The organism is Paenirhizobium cremeum (genome assembly GCF_022884085.1).
GTDB classification, from domain to species: domain Bacteria; phylum Pseudomonadota; class Alphaproteobacteria; order Rhizobiales; family Rhizobiaceae; genus Allorhizobium; species Allorhizobium cremeum.
This window is the reverse complement of the sequence record NZ_JAGGCS010000002.1, coordinates 253785-271708: the sequence shown is the minus strand read 5'-3', so window position 1 is coordinate 271708 and position 17924 is coordinate 253785. Positions and strand designations below refer to the sequence as shown.

The 17924-nt window shown below is 62.9% G+C and carries 11 protein-coding genes; 7 read left to right on the top strand and 4 right to left on the bottom strand.

Features of this window, described 5'->3' with window-relative positions:
* Nucleotides 1-27 precede the first annotated feature (27 nt).
* Nucleotides 28-2493 (bottom strand): GcvT family protein, encoded by a 2466-nt coding sequence (locus J5N58_RS04730; RefSeq protein WP_244709886.1) that lies wholly within the window; start codon nucleotides 2491-2493, stop codon nucleotides 28-30.
* Complete coding sequence (locus tag J5N58_RS04725) at nucleotides 2490-4940, bottom strand: GcvT family protein (protein ID WP_244709884.1); 2451 nt, start codon at nucleotides 4938-4940, stop codon at nucleotides 2490-2492. Before J5N58_RS04725 ends, J5N58_RS04730 begins: the two co-directional genes overlap by 4 nt.
* 172 nt (nucleotides 4941-5112) lie before the next feature.
* On the opposite strand from J5N58_RS04725, the gene arsA reads away from it, so the two are divergent.
* Both arsA and J5N58_RS04715 read left to right on the top strand, forming a co-directional pair.
* A complete protein-coding gene (gene arsA / locus J5N58_RS04720) occupies nucleotides 5113-6876 on the top strand; it encodes an arsenical pump-driving ATPase (protein WP_113424442.1) in 1764 nt (587 codons plus the stop codon).
* A gap of 19 nt (nucleotides 6877-6895) precedes the next feature.
* Nucleotides 6896-7783: a LysR family transcriptional regulator gene (locus tag J5N58_RS04715; protein WP_244709882.1), complete on the top strand. Its 888-nt coding sequence runs from the start codon at nucleotides 6896-6898 to the stop codon at nucleotides 7781-7783.
* An 11-nt stretch (nucleotides 7784-7794) separates the two neighbouring features.
* Here J5N58_RS04715 and J5N58_RS04710 read toward each other — a convergent pair whose 3' ends face one another.
* On the bottom strand, nucleotides 7795-11427 hold the full coding sequence (locus J5N58_RS04710; RefSeq protein WP_244709879.1) for an autotransporter domain-containing protein: 3633 nt from the start codon (nucleotides 11425-11427) through the stop codon (nucleotides 7795-7797).
* Nucleotides 11428-11619: 192 nt separating this feature from the next.
* Nucleotides 11620-12564 (bottom strand): DMT family transporter, encoded by a 945-nt coding sequence (locus J5N58_RS04705; protein ID WP_342345979.1) that lies wholly within the window; start codon nucleotides 12562-12564, stop codon nucleotides 11620-11622.
* Nucleotides 12565-12674: 110 nt separating this feature from the next.
* Here J5N58_RS04705 and J5N58_RS04700 point away from each other — a divergent pair, with 110 nt between their 5' ends.
* From J5N58_RS04700 to J5N58_RS04680, 5 genes are all read left to right on the top strand, one after another.
* Nucleotides 12675-13583: a LysR family transcriptional regulator gene (locus J5N58_RS04700; RefSeq protein ID WP_112829342.1), complete on the top strand. Its 909-nt coding sequence runs from the start codon at nucleotides 12675-12677 to the stop codon at nucleotides 13581-13583.
* A 282-nt stretch (nucleotides 13584-13865) separates the two neighbouring features.
* Nucleotides 13866-15026 (top strand): ABC transporter substrate-binding protein, encoded by a 1161-nt coding sequence (locus J5N58_RS04695; protein ID WP_112829341.1) that lies wholly within the window; start codon nucleotides 13866-13868, stop codon nucleotides 15024-15026.
* 156 nt (nucleotides 15027-15182) lie between these two features.
* Complete coding sequence (locus tag J5N58_RS04690; RefSeq protein WP_113447693.1) at nucleotides 15183-16172, top strand: ABC transporter ATP-binding protein; 990 nt, start codon at nucleotides 15183-15185, stop codon at nucleotides 16170-16172.
* Nucleotides 16169-17119: an ABC transporter permease gene (locus tag J5N58_RS04685; RefSeq protein WP_113466461.1), complete on the top strand. Its 951-nt coding sequence runs from the start codon at nucleotides 16169-16171 to the stop codon at nucleotides 17117-17119. Before J5N58_RS04690 ends, J5N58_RS04685 begins: the two co-directional genes overlap by 4 nt.
* Nucleotides 17109-17924 carry an ABC transporter permease gene (locus tag J5N58_RS04680; RefSeq protein WP_112829338.1) on the top strand — a complete coding sequence of 272 codons (816 nt, stop codon included), beginning with the start codon at nucleotides 17109-17111 and terminating at the stop codon, nucleotides 17922-17924. The genes J5N58_RS04685 and J5N58_RS04680 overlap by 11 nt, the downstream gene beginning before the upstream one ends.

Here is a 17924-nt window from a genome sequence, read left to right as displayed (position 1 = left end):
ATTTCTATTGGAGTTTGCACCCCACGCTCACATCTTCACCCGTTCCGCCTTGGGGTCGTATAGCGGCGCAAACGAAGCCTCCGCCGCGAACCGTTCCCCGGCGATCTCGATCTCGTATTTCGACGCCAGAACGTCGGCTGCGCTCTCGCCCTCGCAGGGCACATAGCCGAGGCCGATCGCGCCTTGGAGAAAATGGCCGTAATTGCCCGACGTAATGGTTCCGACGATCCTGCCATCGCGCACCAGCGCTTCGTTGTGAAAGACCAGCGGTTCCGGATCGGTGAGGCGCAACTGCACGAGCCGACGCTTCAAACCCTCCTCCTGCTTTCTCAAGACGGCATCCCGGCCGATGAAATCGCCCTTGCCGGTCTTCACCGCAAAGCCCAGCCCCGCCTCCAGCACATGGTCCTCGTCGGTGATGTCATGTCCGAAATGGCGGAACGCCTTTTCGATACGGCAGCTATCGAGCGCGTGCAGACCGCACAGTTTCAGCCCGATTTCCTCGCCGGCCTGTTCCAGCGTCTCGAAGACATGCGCCGCCTGGTCCGACGAGACGTAAAGCTCCCAGCCCAGTTCGCCGACATAGGTGACGCGATGGGCGCGGGCGAGGCCGTAACCGATCTCGATCTCGCGGGCCGAACCGAACGGATGGGCCGCATTGGAGAAATCGCTCGGACTAACCTTGTTGAGCAGTTCGCGCGATTTCGGCCCCATGATGCAGAAAACGCTTTCCGCGGCGCTAACATCGGTCACCACCACGAACTCGTCTGGCAGAAGGTTCTTGCGCAGCCAGGCAAGGTCGCGCTGGAGCGTCGCGCCCGGAACGACGAGGAAAAAGGCTGTCTCCGAAAGACGTGTCACCGTCAGGTCGCTTTCGATCCCGCCACGGCCATTGAGCATCTGCGTATAAACAATCCGGCCCGCCTCGACGTCCATCTGATTGGCGCAGAGCCGCTGCAGGAAAGCAAGCGCATCGCGGCCCTCCACCCGGATCTTGCCGAAAGACGTCATGTCGAACAGGCCGACGCCTTCGCGCACCGCCATGTGTTCGGCGCGCTGGTTGTCGAACCAGTTCTGCCGCTTCCAGCTGTAGCGATATTCCTTTTCCTGGCCGAGCCCGGCAAACCAGTTCGCCCTTTCCCAGCCCGCCACCTCGCCGAAGACGGCGCCGCGCTTCTTCAGATGCTCATGGATCGGCGAGCGGCGCACGCCGCGGGCCGTTGCCATCTGCCGGTAGGGAAAATGGTCGGCATAAAGCAGGCCGAGCGTCTCGGTGACACGCTCCTGCAGATAGACCCGGTTCTTCTGGAACGGTTGCGCGCGGCGGATATCGACCTCCCAGAGATCGAAGGGCGGCTCGCCGTCGTTCATCCACTGGGCCAACGCCATGCCGGCCCCGCCGGAGGAGACGATGCCGATGGAGTTGTAGCCGGCTGCCACCCAGTATCCCTTCAGCTCCGGCGCTTCGCCGAGATAATAGCGGTCGTCGGGCGTGAAGCTTTCCGGTCCGCAGAAGAAGGTATGGATGCCGGCCGTCTCCAGCATCGGCATGCGCCTCACCGCCATTTCGAGGATGGGCTGGAAGTGATCGAAATCGTCGGGAAGCTGGTCGAAACAGAAATCCTCGGAGATTCCATCCATGCCCCAGGGCTTGGCCTTCAGTTCGAAGGCGCCGAGCAGCATCTTGCCGGCGTCCTCCTTGTAATAGGCCTGCTCGTCCGGCACGCGCAGCACCGGAAGCTGTTTGAGCCCCGGCACCGGCTCGGTGACGATATAGAAATGCTCGGCCGCATGCAGCGGCACAGTCACACCGGATTGGGCCGCGAGATTGCGGCCCCACATGCCCGCGGCATTGACCACGTTTTCGGTCTCGATCACATGGCGCTCACCCGCCTGCTCGCAGACGACACCCGTCACGCGGCCGTCCTTCGTCAGGACATCGAGGACCTTGACGCCTTCGATGACCGTCGCACCGTGCTGCCGGGCGCCCTTTGCCAGCGCCATGGCGATATTGGCCGGATCGCACTGGCCGTCGAGCGGCAGATGCACCGCCGCCTTCACATCCGAGACGTTGAGATAAGGATAAAGCTCCTTCACCCGCGCCGGATCGATTTCCTGCACATCGACATTGAACGCCCGCGCCAGCGATGCCTGCCGGTAGATCTCCTCGCGCCGTTCGTCCGTCAGCGCGACGGTGATCGAACCGTTCTGCTTCATGCCCGTGCCGATGCCCGTCTCCGCCTCGAGCCGCACGTAGAGATCGCGCGAATATTTCGCGAGCCGCGTCATGTTCTGGCTGCCGCGAAGCTGGCCGATCAGGCCGGCGGCATGCCAGGTGGTGCCGGATGTCAGCTGCTTGCGCTCCAGAAGCACCACATCGGTCCAGCCGAGCTTGGCAAGGTGATAGGCAACCGAACAGCCGGATACGCCGCCGCCGATGATGACGGCCCGCGCCCTGGACGGGACAGGCTTCAGGGAAGTGGTGTTGCTCATGCCTTCAGCCTCTCGTTCGATGCATCCCAGACCGCCTGATCGGGCTGCACGACCGCGTTGAACCTGTCTCCGAAAATCTCCACCTCGACCTCGGTGCCGGGCTCACAGAGATCGGCACGCAACATGCCGAGCGCGATGGACTTGCCGACCCGGTAACCCCAATTGCCCGAGGTCGTCTCGCCGACCACCTTTCCGCCATGCCAGAGCGTCGACATATAGGGCGCGTCGCAATCATCAGCCTCGACGACAAGTGTCACGAAACGCTTCGATACGCCCCGCTGCTTCTCGGCCAGAAGCGCCGCCCGGCCCTTGAAATCCGGCTTCGACCAGTCGATGAAACGGTCTAGCCCGCCCTGCAGCACGGTGTAGTCGGTCGAAAGATCGCCCTTCCAGGCGCGATAACCCTTCTCCACCCGAAGGCAGTCCAGCGCCTCCATGCCGAAGGGTTTCAGCCCGTGGCTCTTTCCCGCCATCCAGACCGCGTCGAAGACATCGGGCGTATCCTCAATCTTGGTGTGGATCTCCCATCCGAGTTCACCGGCGAAGGAAACGCGCACAAGCTGGCACCAGCGCCCACCGATCTGCGCCGACTGATGCGTGAGCCATGGACGGGAAAGATCGGCGTCCGTGACATCGGCGAGGATCGCGCGGGAATGGGGCCCGGTCAGGATCTGGCAGGAAAAGGCCTCGGTCACATCCTCGATGACGAAAGCGGCATCGGCCGGCTTCAGCTTCAGGAGCCATTCGTAATCATGCCACTGGGCGGTCGCAGCCGTGATGAGGAAGAAGAAATCCTCCTCGATCGCCATCACCGACATCTCCGTGACGATCCGGCCCTTGTCGTCGGCGAAATAGGCAAGCCCGATCCGCCCCGGCTTGGGCACGCGGCCGGTGATGATGGAGGAAAGCCATTCGTGCGCGCCCTTGCCCTTCACCCGGTAGCGGGAAAAGCCCGGCAGATCGAGAATGCCAGCCGCGTCACGCACCGCCAAACACTCCTCCTCGATCCGCGGGCTCCACGGCCCCTTGCGATCCCAGGTCTGCGTTGCCTCTTCGGAGATATCGTCGCCGGGTTTCGCATACCACATCGCCCGCTCCCAGCCGTTATAGGGCTTGAACTGCGCACCGAGCGCCGCGATCCGGTCATGAATCGGGGAGAGCTTGCGATTGCGCCCCGCCGGCCAGTAGTGTCTCGGGAAATGCATCGCATATTCATGGCCATAGATTTCCATGCCCTTGGCGACGCAATAATCCGGATCGGACGCGAAGGAGGTGTAGCGGCGCGGATCGCAGGACCACATGTCCCATTCGGTCTCGCCCGCGCTGACCCATTCGGCCAGCACCTTGCCGGCCCCGCCCGCCTGGCAGATGCCGAAGGTAAAGACGCAAGCCTCGAAGGCATTCGGCACGCCCGGCATCGGCCCGATCAGCGGATTGCCATCCGGCGCGTAGGGAATGGGACCGTTAATAATCCTGGAAAGCCCCGCCGTGCCGAGGATCGGTACGCGCTCGACGGCATCGTTGAGATACCATTCCAGCCGCTCCAGATCGTCTGGGAAGAGCTGGAAGGAAAAGTCCTCCGGCATCGGGTCGTCCTTCGTCACCCAATGCGCCCGGCAGGCCTTTTCGTAAGGCCCGAGGTTCATGCCGTATTTTTCCTGCCGGAGATAATAGGAACTGTCGACATCGCGCAGCAGCGGCAGCTTGTGGCCCGCCTCCTTCGACCATGCCTCCAGTTCGGGAATGGTGTCGAACAGCATGTACTGATGGCTCATCACCATCATCGGCACGTCACGGCCGAACAGCTTGCCGACCTCGCGCGCATAGTAGCCGGCGGCGTTGACGACATATTCGCAGCGGATCTCGCCAAGTGGCGTCGTCAACACCCACTCGCCGTTTTCCCGACGCGCCGCCGTGACGGGACAGAAGCGGATGATCTTCGCCCCCATGTCGCGCGCGCCCTTCGCCAGCGCCTGGGTCAACTGGGCCGGATCGATATCGCCGTCATAGGGATCGTAAAGCGCTCCCGTCAGGTCATGGGTTTCGAGGAACGGATATTTCGACCGCATCTCGTCCGGCGACATGATGTCGAGGTCCATGCCCTGATAGCGGCCCATGCCGACGACGCGCCTGAACTCCTGCAGGCGCTCCTTCGTGTGACCGATCCTGAGCGATCCCGTGACGTGATAGTTCATCGGATAATCGACCAGCCCGCCGAGCTTCGCGTAAAGCTCGGTCGAATAGCGCTGCATGTTCATGATCGACCATGAGGAGGAAAAGGTCGGCACATTGCCGGCAGCATGCCAGGTCGAGCCCGCCGTCAGCTCGTTCTTTTCCAGAAGCACGCAATCCGTCCATCCGGCCTTCGCCAGATGATAGAGCGAGGAAGCCCCCACGACCCCGCCCCCGATGATGACGACACGTGCCGAGCCGGGCAGTTGAGACATCCGTATTCCCCTCTTGTTTTGGCGTGAGCTTGCAGAAGGAAATGACATTCATCAAGCGAGCGTATTTCGCTTTATTGATCGAAGAATTCGATTAGATTGCTTGCCACAGATCAAGTCGCGACAGCGGTCGATGCCGTAGGCTGGATGCACTGCAGAAATCGGGGAAGAGCAGATGGAACGACTGACGCTGTTGAACAGACCCAATCGCCACCTTTTCTTCACGGGCAAGGGCGGCGTCGGCAAAACGTCCCTGAGCTGCGCCGTGGCTATCGCACTGGCTGATCGCGGTCTCAAGGTTCTGCTGGTGAGTACCGACCCGGCCTCTAACCTCGATGAAATGCTCGGCACGACGCTTACCGACGAACCACGGTCGGTGCCCGGCATTCCGGGACTGTCGGCCATGAACATCGATCCGGAAACGGCGGCGGAGGATTACCGCAGCCGCGTTCTCGAACAGATGGCTCCCTCTGCAAGCGCAAGCGACAAAGCCACCGTTCGGGAACAGCTGTCCGGTGCCTGCACCACCGAGATTGCCGCCTTCGACGAATTCGTGGGACTTCTGACCGGAGACGCGAGCGACTTCGATCACATCGTCTTCGATACGGCTCCAACCGGTCACACCCTGCGGCTCCTCAGTCTTCCCAAGGCCTGGACAGGCTTTCTCGAAGCCAATGAGCGTGGCGCATCCTGCCTCGGGCCGCATTCGGGCCTCAAGATGCAGGAGACACGTTTTCGCGCGGCGCTCGATTGTCTCGCGGACCCCGCGCGCACCACCATCGTGCTCGTCACGCGCCCGGACCGCGGCGCCATTCGGGAAGCGGCGCGTACCGCAGGAGAACTCGCCGAACTCGGCCTCTCCAATCAGATGCTCGCCGTCAATGGCCGGTTCACGCCGACGGAGCCGGAAGACAGGATCGCCATCGCCTTCGCAGCCGAACAGACATCGGCGCTTTCCGAAATACCGGCTTCGCTCGCCGGCCTGCCGCGCGACGAAATCCCGCTTTTGCCCTTCGACATGGTCGGCCTGCCAGCCCTGCGCGCCTTGCTATCCCCACCCGCCGATCCGCGCATGGAAAACCTGCCACCGCTTGCCGCACCGGACCTGCCACGACTGTCGACACTGGTGGACGAGATCGCCGCAAGCGGCAAGGGGCTGGTCATGGTGATGGGCAAGGGTGGCGTCGGCAAGACCACGATTGCCGCGGCCCTTGCCGCCGGCATCGCGGCAAAAGGTCATTCCGTCCATCTGACGACCACCGATCCCGCCGCCCATCTTTCCTTCGTCGTCGGCGCCGAAACCATGCCCGGCCTGACGGTCGACCGGATAGACCCCGAGGTCGAGACGGAGCGGTACATTGCCAAGATCATGTCGACGCGCGGTCGCGATCTGGATGACGAAGGCAGGGCGCTCCTGCGCGAAGACCTCGCCTCGCCCTGTACGGAGGAGGTGGCGGTGTTTCATGCATTTTCCCGCATCGTCGGGGAAGCGCGGGGCAATTTCGTCGTCATCGATACTGCGCCGACGGGCCATACGCTTCTGCTGCTGGATGCCACCGGCGCGTATCATCGCCAGATGACCCGCCATCTCGATCCCGATACCCCCGGACGGATGGTCACCCCGTTGATGCGCCTGCAGGACCCCGGCTACACCAAGGTTATCCTCGTCACGCTACCGGAAACCACTCCGGTCTCCGAGGCCGGCGCATTGCAGGACGATTTGCGCCGTGCCGGTATCGAGCCATATGGCTGGGTTATCAACAAGTCGATGGCAATTGCCGACACCCGCGATCCACTGTTGAGGTCGAGGATTACAGGCGAGGCCTCCCAGATCACCCGTGTCCGCGACCATTTCGCCAGCCGCGTCTATGGCGTCGACTTCCGCGCGCATCCACCCCGGGGCCTCTCGGACCTTCGGCAAATGGCGCAAGAAACCTGAGTCCAAGCGGAGCGGCCACGTGCAGATCGAGCTGATCGAAACCTATCTCGACCTGATGGAGACACGCAGCTTCAACCGCACCGCCGAGCGCATGAACCTCAGGCAGTCGACGGTATCCCATCGCATCAAGGCGCTGGAGGCAGCCCTTGGCCGTTCGCTCTTTACCCGCAACAAGGGCGGCACCGCGCCGACGCCGGCTGGCCTGCGTTTCCTCGATCACGCGCGCGCTCTTCAACGTCAATGGCACGAGGCGGCCCGGACGGTCGAAAGCGCCGGCGCCTACGAACACGCCATGCGCATCGGCGTCCAGCAGGATGTCGCCGAAGAACTCGCCGGTCCATGGCTGAGGGCGATCCGCGCCGAGCTGCCGGGAACCTCGATCTATATCGAGGCAGACTATTCGAACCAGATGAACCGGGATCTTGCCAGCGGCGATCTCGATCTTGCGATCCTCTACACGCCCCACTTCCTGCCCGACCTGCATTATGAGCGGATCGGCGAAATGACCTATGTGCTGGTCAGCACCCTGTCATCGAAGGTGGGCGACCTCACCCGGGACAACTACATCGGTGCGAATTATTCCCCGGCCTTTGACAGGGCGCACCGGCTGGCCCTGCCGCAACTTGCGGCCACGGCTTTGTCTTCCGGCCAGAACGTCACAATAACGGGCATGCTGAAAAGCCTCGGCGGCGGCGCTTTCGTGACGAAAACCACGGCTGACGGGTTACATCGCGCCGGCATCGCTTTTATCGTCGAGGACGTCGCGCCAATCCCGCAGACGGTCTATGCCGCGACCGGTGTTCGGACACGCCATGCGCACCAGCATCGCCGCGTCATCGCGGCGATGGAAGCCTTGTTGGGAGCAGGCGTCCCGGAGCCGCAGGAACCCGGACCGCCGACAGGCTGAAATCGGCCTCGTCAGAACCGAACGTCGAAGCGGCCCTTGAGCTGCTGTTCCCAATCGCCGCCGCCGGCCTGACCGGCATAGGAAACCCCGAAGGTCGCCGTCTTGGACAGAGAAACGGAAAGGCCGGCCTCGAAGACCGCGACATCGCGCGCAATCGGCGTACCGGCAACAGTAAAGGCATCGCCCGTCGCAAAGGCGTGTTCCGAGGTCGTCGTCGCATCGCCGAACGCATGGCGCCAGCCGACCATGCCCTGCAGGCCGATGGCGGTGCCGCCGAGTTCAATCGGGGTTGAAGCCCTGAGACCAAGCGTCGAATAGGTCACGGCGTAGTCGTCGCCGGCGGCGGAAATCGCCGCATCACCGCCCGTCTCGGACATGTCATCCGTGTGCAGCAGCACATGCGCAAGGCCCGCGAACGGCGAGAAATGGCCGATGCCCGTGTCTATGCCGTAGCTTGCCTCGCCGAAGAACTGCGCGGTCGAAGCATTGTAATCGGCATCGAGATCCTCGCTGAAGCTGCCGATGTCGACGGAGCGGTCTGTCGAGATCCGGTGCCAGGTATAGGCCCCGCCGAACCTCAGATCGAACGCGCCGAGCGAGCGGCCGCCATAGACGCCGAGGGAATAATTGTCCGACGTTCCAGACGAATTGCGACCATCCACATCGAAGCTGGTCCGGCTGTAGCCGCCGGCGAAACCGAGACGCCAGTCATCGAGCAACACGGTGTCAGCCCCGCCGAGGAAGCCCCCGATATTGTGTTCGAGAGAGGCCGCGTTGCCGTCACCATCCGCCTTCGCCCAGGAGCCGAAGGAGGACATCCAGAAACCGCGCTCTCCCGTTGTCTCGCCGGCAAGAAGTCGGGCGTTCAAGCCATCGCGGACAAAGCGGCTGTCATCGACCAGCATGCCCTTGGCGGAAGCATGGATTTCGCCCGACAGCGCATCATAGGCCGGGCGGACGGCGCTTTCACCGAGGCCCGCCACGACGCTCTGCACCGGATCGCCGCTCGCCATGCTGTCGAGCGCTGTACCGACGGCGATCTGGTTGCGGGTCTGCCCAAGACTCGCAAAGCTCGTATTGTTGCGCGACAGCGTCAGGTAGATGTTGTTGGCATCGTAGACCAGCGTGCCATCGAGGAAGACGAAGCCGTCCGAGATCGAGCCGAAGGTGCCGGACACCCCGCCATCTGCCGTCAGGATCGTATAGACCGTGCCGACAGAATAGGTACTGCCGTCGTCCGTTCCATTTTCCGGACCGAAGTAGACACTGGCGCCGGAACTGATCGTGGCCGTGCCCGTCGCATGCAGAAGGTCGCTGCGGCCGGTATTGTCTATCTCGACGGAATAGATGGAGCCCGAGGCGAAGCTGATATTGGCAACCGTCAGCGTGCCGATCGAATTGCCGGGCGCAACCGTACCGCCGCTTGCGACAGCCACGTTGCCGAGCGTGCCGGAACCGCCGAGCGTGGCACCCGAGAGAACGTTGGCGACGGCCGTCAGCGTCGAGCTATTCACCGAGACCAGACCGCCCTCGATGCTCAGGTCTCCGGTGAAAGCGGAATAGTCGCCGGTCAGCAGGGTCAGGCCGGAGAGGAAGGACAGGGTTCCCGCCCCCTCCACATCGGAGGCGAAGGCATAGCTGCTGCCCGTGTGATTGAAGACGATTTCGCCGTCACCGTCGCCGAAGACCACGGTCGCGCTATCGATCGTGCCGGCAGCGGAGGCGGACTGCCCCCTTGCCGCGCCGATATTGATTGTGCCGCTCGATGCCGCGTCGTCCGCGATCACGATCCGGTCCGCACTGACAGTCGCGCCGTTCGCCACCGTCAACACGCCATCCCCCTCGATACCGACCGAAAGCCGCCCTGCGATCGTAAGATTCGAGCCGGCACCCGATACGACAACGGTGCCGGAGGAGCCGGCTTCATTACCGATATGCAGGCGATTGCCGATAACGGAACCGCCATCGCTGACGGTCAGATAACCCGTCCCGAAGCGGCCGACATTGAGATCGCCCGAATAGAGCACGGAGGAATCGACGAGTGCGGACCATGTCGAGCCTGCTCCCGTGACAGTCATCGTACCGACCGAACCGGCAAGATCGCCCAGAATGCCCTGAAGCGCACTGATGGAGCCGCCGGCGGAAACGGTCACCGTGCCTTGCGAACCGGTATTGTGGCCGACGAGGAACGCGCCGCTCATCTCCCAGGACGAACCCGCGCCCGTCACCGTCGCCTCGCTGTCGGAGCCGTTTTCAGTGCCGACATAACCGTCCGTGCTGGTGACGACGCCACCGGCGGCAATCGTCAGGAAACCGTCGCCGAGATTGCCGACATAGAGCGTATCCGTGTTTTCCCAGCGGCTGCCGGTTCCGCTCACCGAGGCGGTGCCCTGGCCCGTCGCGTTCCAGCCGAGGATGGCGCCATCCGAATGTACCGTGCCGCCATCCCGAACTGTCAACGTGCCGGTGCCGTCATAGCCGACGCCGATGCGATCGGTGACGTTCAGGACGGCATCGTCGACGGTAATGGCGCCAACGGCAGCGCTCGCGTAACCGAGATAAACGGCTCCGGCTTCCACAAGTCCGGAAGCTTCGATGGAGACATCGCCCGTCCCGTCCAGCCCGACGTAAAGATCGTTCGTGACCGTCCACGAACTGTTCGCGCCGGCCACCGAGACATGACCGTTTCCGCCGCTCGCATAACCAAGCGCGGCGGTCGACGCTCCAACGACGCCGCCATTCGTGATATCGAGATGTCCCTCGGTGCTGCCGCCAACGACGAGCGACGTGTCGATCGACCACTCGCTGCCCACGCCGTCCACGGTGACGGTGCTGCCGGAGGCTGTCGCCAGATTGGCGATGGTGGCGCTGCCGCTGTGAACATAACCGCCATTGACGATGTCGAGCGTACCCACTCCACCGCCGCCCACCATCAGGAGGGAGACATTGTTCCAGGTTGACCCCACGCCATCCACGAGCACGGCACCCGTGGTATTCAGGCCATCCGCGATAACGCCGTTCACGCTCGTCGCATCCGAGCCGGAATAGATATAGAGATGCCCGTCCGCGCCATCCACGGGATCGCCGCCATAGCCGACATAAAGATCCCCGGTGGCGAAGAGCTTGGAATTGTCCTGAAGGGTGACGGTTCCCGTGCCGGTGGGGCCTCCGCCGATATAGAACGAACCGGAAGCGACCTCCGCCCCGTCCAGAATATTGATGAAGCCCGTTCCGTCATTGCCGACAGTGATCGAAGAGGAATTGTTCCAGACGTTGCCGCTGCCCGTGACCGTAATCGTTCCCTGGGAACCGGCATTCCAGCCGAGCGACACGGACGTTGTCGTCAGATCGTCCTGAACGGTCAGGTCAGCCGTGGAACTGATACCGACGAGGAGGTTTCCTGCATAACCGCCCGCACCGTCGATGAGAACGCCCGTGCCGTCGATCTGCGCGGTATCGCCCGCGGCCGGTGTATGTCCACCCCAGACCCAGTTGCTGTTGTCGAACCAGTCGTTATTGCCCGCCGCACCCGACCAATAGACCGAATCCGCATGCGCGACCGCCGAAAAACCACAGGCAAGCGACAGAGCCAGCACGCTCGTTGAAGACAGCCGGCAAAGCCGGAGATGACGGGCGGATTTCACGTGCGGCCTCCCCCGAAGCGTTAATCCGCGCTGGAAAGAGGGCGCATTAAATCAACAACTTCGAATATATAAACAGAATCTTACGCTCCGTTTTTGAGTAACGTTAGGAAGAGGTCAACAATGGCTTCAGTAGAATTGGACGTAAGACCAAAAATGGCCGTTCCAAGCATGACCCTGCCGGCGGAGTTGAGATCACTCTCCGGCCGATGCCTCCGCGGCCCTTCTCCGGGCGACGACCTGTTCCCGCCAGACGGTAAAGATCCCGGCGCCGACGACGATCAGCGAACCGAGAACCATGTTGAACCGGAGTGTTTCACCGAACACAACGACGGCAATGGCAGAGCCGAGCACCAGCTGCCAATAGGCGATCGGCTGCAGCACGACGGCGCTTAGATTGTCATAGGCCTTGATGAGCGAAAAATGGCCGACGATGCCCGTGCAACACAGCGCCAGCATCCAGCCCCAGTCCTTCGCCGCGATTGGCGTGAAGAAGGCCGGCGCCATGGCATTGGCGCCGACATAGCCCACCATGCACATGTAAAAGAAGCTGGTCACCGGCTGGTCCACCCGGCTGACGAGCCGGGTGAGGATGCCGTAGACCGCGCCGAAAAGCGCGCACATCAGCGGCAGGATGACATATTCGTTGAAACCGTCCGGCCCGGGCGACAGGATCAGCAGCACGCCGCAGAGACCGACGCCGATGGCGGTCCAGCGTCGCCATCCCACCTTCTCCCCGAGCAGCGGCACCGAAAGCAGCGCGACAAAGATCGGCGCCGATGCGAAGAGCGCCTGGGACTGGGCAAGCCCCGCATAATGAAAGGCGGCAACCGATATGAGGATCTGTCCGCCGAGGAGCAGACCACGCATGATCTGCAGGACAGGCCGCTTCGTCCTGACCGCCGCCCTGAGCCCCCCTTTGGCACGGAAGGCGAGAAACAGTGCAAAGGCGGCGAAGGCCCAATACCGCACCACCGCCACCACGACGGGCGAATAACTTTCGCCGAGATGCTTCGAGATCCCGTCCTGTACGGCGAAAACGGTGAAGGCCGTAAAGGCAAAAAGATAGCCGAGCGGCGTGGATTTCATCGTTACAGCAGTCGGGAAAGGCGCAGGGAGCGCAATAGGAGAGGCTATCATATTATCGACATCCTGACATTTGCAAAGCTGCATCTTTGCAAGGCTGCCTTGCGGGAATGACGGTTTGCCGGCGCGCTTGCGGCGCTTCGCGCAGCGTGGTCTAAACGGTCATGGCCTTCACCCTTCGCCAATTGCAGTATTTCATCGCCGTTGCCGAACAGGGCTCGGTAACGCGCGCCGCCCAGAACCTCTCCATTTCCCAATCCTCGATCACCGAAGCGATCAAGGAACTGGAGGGCGATCTTGGCGTGGAACTGTTCGAGCGTCATCCGCGTGGCCTGTCGATCACCCATAACGGCCACCAGTTCCTGCGCCATGCGACGAAAATTCTCGCCACGGTCTCGGATGCCCGCAACGCCTTTTCGGAAACCCAGGAGAATACCGGCGGCACGCTCAATATCGGCGTCACCTCGCTGGTTGCCGGCTACGTGCTGTCCGACCTTTTGGCGCGCTATCGCCGCGCCTGCCCCGGCGTCGAGGTCTCGGCAATCGAGGACAACGGCTCCTATCTCGAGCACCTGCTGATCGGTGGCGAACTGGATGTCGCGGTGATGGTCATTTCCAACCTGCGCGACCGCATGGCGCTGCAGGCGGAAATCCTGGAGACCTCGCCCTACCGCCTCTGGCTGCCCATGGGCCATCCGCTCGTCTCGGCCGACATCATCTCGGTTGCCGATATCGCTCGCGAACCGCTCATCATGCTGACGGTCGACGAAATCGAGGAGAATACCGGAAAGCTGCTCTCGGCGCTCGGCGCCCGCCCGCATGTCGCCTTCCGGACCCGCTCGGTGGAAGCGGTCCGCAGCCTCGTCGCAACCGGCGCGGGCGTCGCCCTGCTTCCGGACCTCGTCTACCGCCCCTGGTCGCTGGAAGGCGACCGCATCGAAAGCCGCGACGTCTCCGGCGCGCTCCCCGTCGTCCAGGTCGGCATGGTCTGGCGCAAGGGCTCGAGCCTGCCCCAGGCCGCCCGCGACTTCGTCGGCATCGCCGAGGCGCTCAGAAGCGGCCGGGGACGTTAATCTCATATCTTGGTGGAATCCCCCTCTGGCCTGCCGGCCATCTCCCCGCAAGGGGGGGAGAGCACCCTTGGGACCGTTCTGCCGCAAATCTGCCGCCGCATGCGCGGAAAAGCCCCTCCCTCTTGTGGAGAGGGGTTGGGGAGGGATGCCTGTCCCCGACCATTCGGAAAAACCGATAACGGCTTTCTGACAAATGAATTTGCGAATGCGGCGATTTCGCGTCACCTTTCTATTCGGGAACAAACGCCGCGATAAGGCGGCCCCGAACCGGGAGAAATTGCCATGAAGAAATTTTTGCAGTCCTGCACGGCCATCACGGCCGTCTTCAGCTTTGCCACTGCTTCCGTCGCCCAGGAGCCCCTGAAGGAACTCGGCAAGGGCGAAGGTGCGCTCTCCATCGTTGCCTGGGCCGGTTACATCGAGCGCGGCGAAACCGACAAGAATTACGACTGGGTCACCAAGTTCGAGGCCGACACCGGCTGCAAGGTAACCGTCAAGACGGCCGCGACCTCGGATGAAATGGTCGCGCTGATGAACGAAGGCGGCTTCGACCTCGTGACGGCGTCGGGCGACGCCTCTCTCCGCCTCGTCGCGGGAAAACGCGTCCAGCCGATCAACACCGACCTCATCCCCTCCTGGAAGACCGTCGACGAGCATCTGCAGAACGCCGCCTGGCACACGGTCAACGGCGTGCATTACGGCGTTCCCTATGTCTGGGGTCCGAACGTGCTGATGTACAATACCGAAGCCTTCAAGGATCAGGCGCCGACGAGCTGGAAGGTTGTCTTCGAGGAAATGACCCTTCCCGACGGCAAGTCCAACAAGGGCCGCGTGCAGGCTTATGACGGCCCGATCTACGTCGCCGACGCCGCTCTCTACCTGATGAAGCACAAGCCCGAACTCGGCATCAAGGACCCCTACGAGCTGAACGAGGACCAGTACAAGGCGGCTCTCGATTTGCTGCGCGGCCAGCGCCAGCTCGTCGGCCGCTACTGGCACGACGCCATGATCCAGATCGACGACTTCAAGAACGAAGGCGTCGTCGCCTCCGGTTCGTGGCCTTTCCAGGTCAACCTGATGAAGTCGGAAGGCGCCAAGATCGCCTCCACCTTCCCGGAAGAGGGCGTCACCGGCTGGGCCGACACCACCATGCTGCATGTCGACAGCGAACACCCGAACTGCGCCTACATGTGGATGGAGCATTCGCTCTCGCCCAAGGTGCAGGGCGACGTCTCCGCCTGGTTCGGTGCAAACCCCTCCGTCGGCGCCGCCTGCAAGGGCAATGAACTGCTGACCGACGAAGGCTGCGCTACCAACGGCTATAACGACTTCGACAAGATCAAGTTCTGGAAGACGCCGACCTCGAAGTGCGAAAGCCAGGGCGAGTGCGTGCCCTATCACCGCTGGGTGTCCGACTATATCGGCGTGATCGGCGGCCGCTAGAAATCCCCTTCTCCCCAGCGGGGAGAAGGTGCCCGAAGGGCGGATGAGGGGGCCGAGCCTGCCGCCTCCTCATCGCCTCGCATGCGCTCGGCACTTCTCCCCGATGGGGAGAAGGGGTCGACAGGCCGAGGCCAATCAAAATCATTCGGAGTACCCATGACCGCAGCCGTTGAATTCTCGCAGGTGTCGCGCCATTTCGGCACCGTCAAAGCCGTCGACGGCGTCGATCTCGTGATCGCGCCCGGCGAGTTCTTTGCCATGCTCGGCCCGTCCGGTTCTGGCAAGACGACCTGCCTGCGCCTGATTGCCGGCTTCGAGCAGCCCACCTCCGGCCATATCGAGATCTTCGGCGAAACGGCGGAAGGCGTCCCGCCCTATCGCCGCAACGTCAACACGGTCTTCCAAGATTACGCCCTCTTCCCGCATCTCAATATCCTCGACAACGTCGCCTACGGGCTGATGGTGAAAGGGGTGGAGAAATCCGAACGGCTGCAGATGGCCGAACAGGCGCTCGACCTCGTCAAGCTCCCCGGCTACGGCGCCCGCAAGCCCGGCCAGCTCTCCGGCGGCCAGCGCCAGCGCGTGGCGCTCGCCCGCGCACTGGTCAACAAGCCCAAGGTGCTGCTGCTCGACGAGCCGCTCGGTGCGCTCGACCTCAAGCTTCGCGAACGCATGCAGGAAGAGCTGAAGACCCTGCAGCGATCCCTCGGCATCACCTTCATCTTCGTCACCCACGACCAGGGTGAAGCGCTCTCCATGGCCGACCGCGTCGCCGTCTTCAACGAGGGTAGGATCGTCCAGGCCGGCACGCCGGAAGAGATTTACAATCGCCCCAAGACGCGCTTCGTCGCGGATTTCGTCGGCTCTTCCAACATTCTTTCTCCCGCGGAGACGAGAAGGCTGGGCGGCGAGGAAAGATGGGCGAGCCTGCGCCCGGAGGCAGTCCGCGTCGTCTCCGGCAGCGGATTGCCCGCGGTGGTCAAGTCCCACAGCTTCCTCGGTGCTGCAACCCGCATCGCGGTCACGCTCGACCACATCTCCCTGAATGTCATGGTGCCCGCGGGCGAGCCCGTTCCGGCGATCGGCGATAATACCGAAATCGCCTGGAAACCCGCCGACCTGCATTACATGGACGACGCGGCATGAGCGATCTCGTCGCCACCTCCATCCTGCCAGTCCGAAACGGGCCGCTGCGTCGCCTGTCCGATCTCTTCTGGCGGCATCCCGCGCTGCTGCTCACACTGATGCTGGTGCCGCCGCTACTCTGGCTCGGCATCATCTATGTCGGCTCTCTGATCGCGCTCCTCCTGCAGAGCTTCTTCGCGATCGACGAATTCTCCGGGATGATTAACTACGAGTTCACGCTCGCGACCTACGGGCAGCTTCTCATTCCGTCGAATTTCGACATCATCCTGCGCACCCTGCTGATGGCGATCGCCGTCACGCTCGCCTCGGCAATCCTCGCCTTTCCGATTGCCTATTACGCGGCGCGCTACGCGAAGGGAAAATGGAAGGCCTTCTTCTATATCGGCGTCATGCTGCCCTTATGGTCGAGCTATCTCGTCAAGGTCTATGCCTGGAAGCTGATCCTCGCCAAGGAAGGCATCCTCACCTGGGCCTTCGCCAAGCTTCACCTCTCCTGGCTTCTCGACGGCGTGCTTGCCTTGCCCGTCATCGGCGGCAATTCGCTTTCGATCAGCTATATCGGCACCTTCATCGTCTTCGTCTATGTCTGGCTGCCCTATATGATCCTGCCGACCCAGGCAGCGCTGGAACGCGTGCCCGGCAATCTGATCGAGGCCTCCGCCGATCTCGGCGCGAAACCGGACCAGACATTCCGCCATGTGCTCTTGCCGCTCGCCCTGCCGGGCATCATCGCCGGCTCGATCTTCACCTTCTCGCTGACGCTCGGCGACTACATCATCCCGCAGATCGTGGGTTCCTCGCGCCTCTTCATCGGCCAGGCGGTCTATACCCAGCAGGGCACGGCCGGCAACGTGCCGCTCGCCGCCGCCTTCTCGGTCGTGCCGATCGTCATCATGGGCATCTATCTCTGGATTGCCAAACGCATGGGAGCCTTCGATGCGCTCTGACAGAAACAATGACGCCGGATGGCCGCTGAAGCTTGCAGCCGCAGGCGGCCTTGCCTTCCTGCACCTGCCGATCCTCCTGATCTTCGTCTACGCCTTCACGACGGAGGAAAAGAGCTTCCAGTGGCCCCCGCCGGGCTTTACGACCCAATGGTTCGCCGTCGCCTGGAACCGCCCCGATGTCTGGGAAGCGCTGACCCTCTCGCTCAAGGTCGCCGCGATCGCCACCGCCATTGCGCTGGTGCTCGGCACGCTGGCCGCCGCAGCCGTCGCCCGGACCGCCTTCTTCGGCCGGGAAGCGATCTCGCTGCTCGTCATCCTGCCGATCGCGCTTCCCGGCATCATCACCGGCATCGCTCTGCGCTCGGCCTTCTCGATCGCCGAGATACCCTATTCGATGTGGACGATCGTTCTCGGCCACGGCACCTTCTGTGTGGTCGTGGTCTACAACAATGCCGTCGCCCGCTTCCGCCGCACCTCCGGCTCGCTGATCGAGGCCTCGATGGACCTTGGCGCCGACGGTTTCCAGACTTTCCGTTACGTGGTCCTGCCGAACATCGCGACGGCACTTCTTGCGGGCGGCATGCTGGCATTCGCCCTGTCCTTCGACGAGGTCATCGTCACGACCTTCACCGGCGGGCAGCAATCCACCCTGCCGATCTGGATGCTGGAAGAACTGATCCGTCCGCGCCAGCGCCCGGTGACCAACGTCGTCGCCATGCTCGTGGTGATCGTCACCTTCCTGCCGATCCTCGGCGCCTATTATCTCACCCGCGATACCGACAGCGTTGCCGGCAGCGGGAAATGA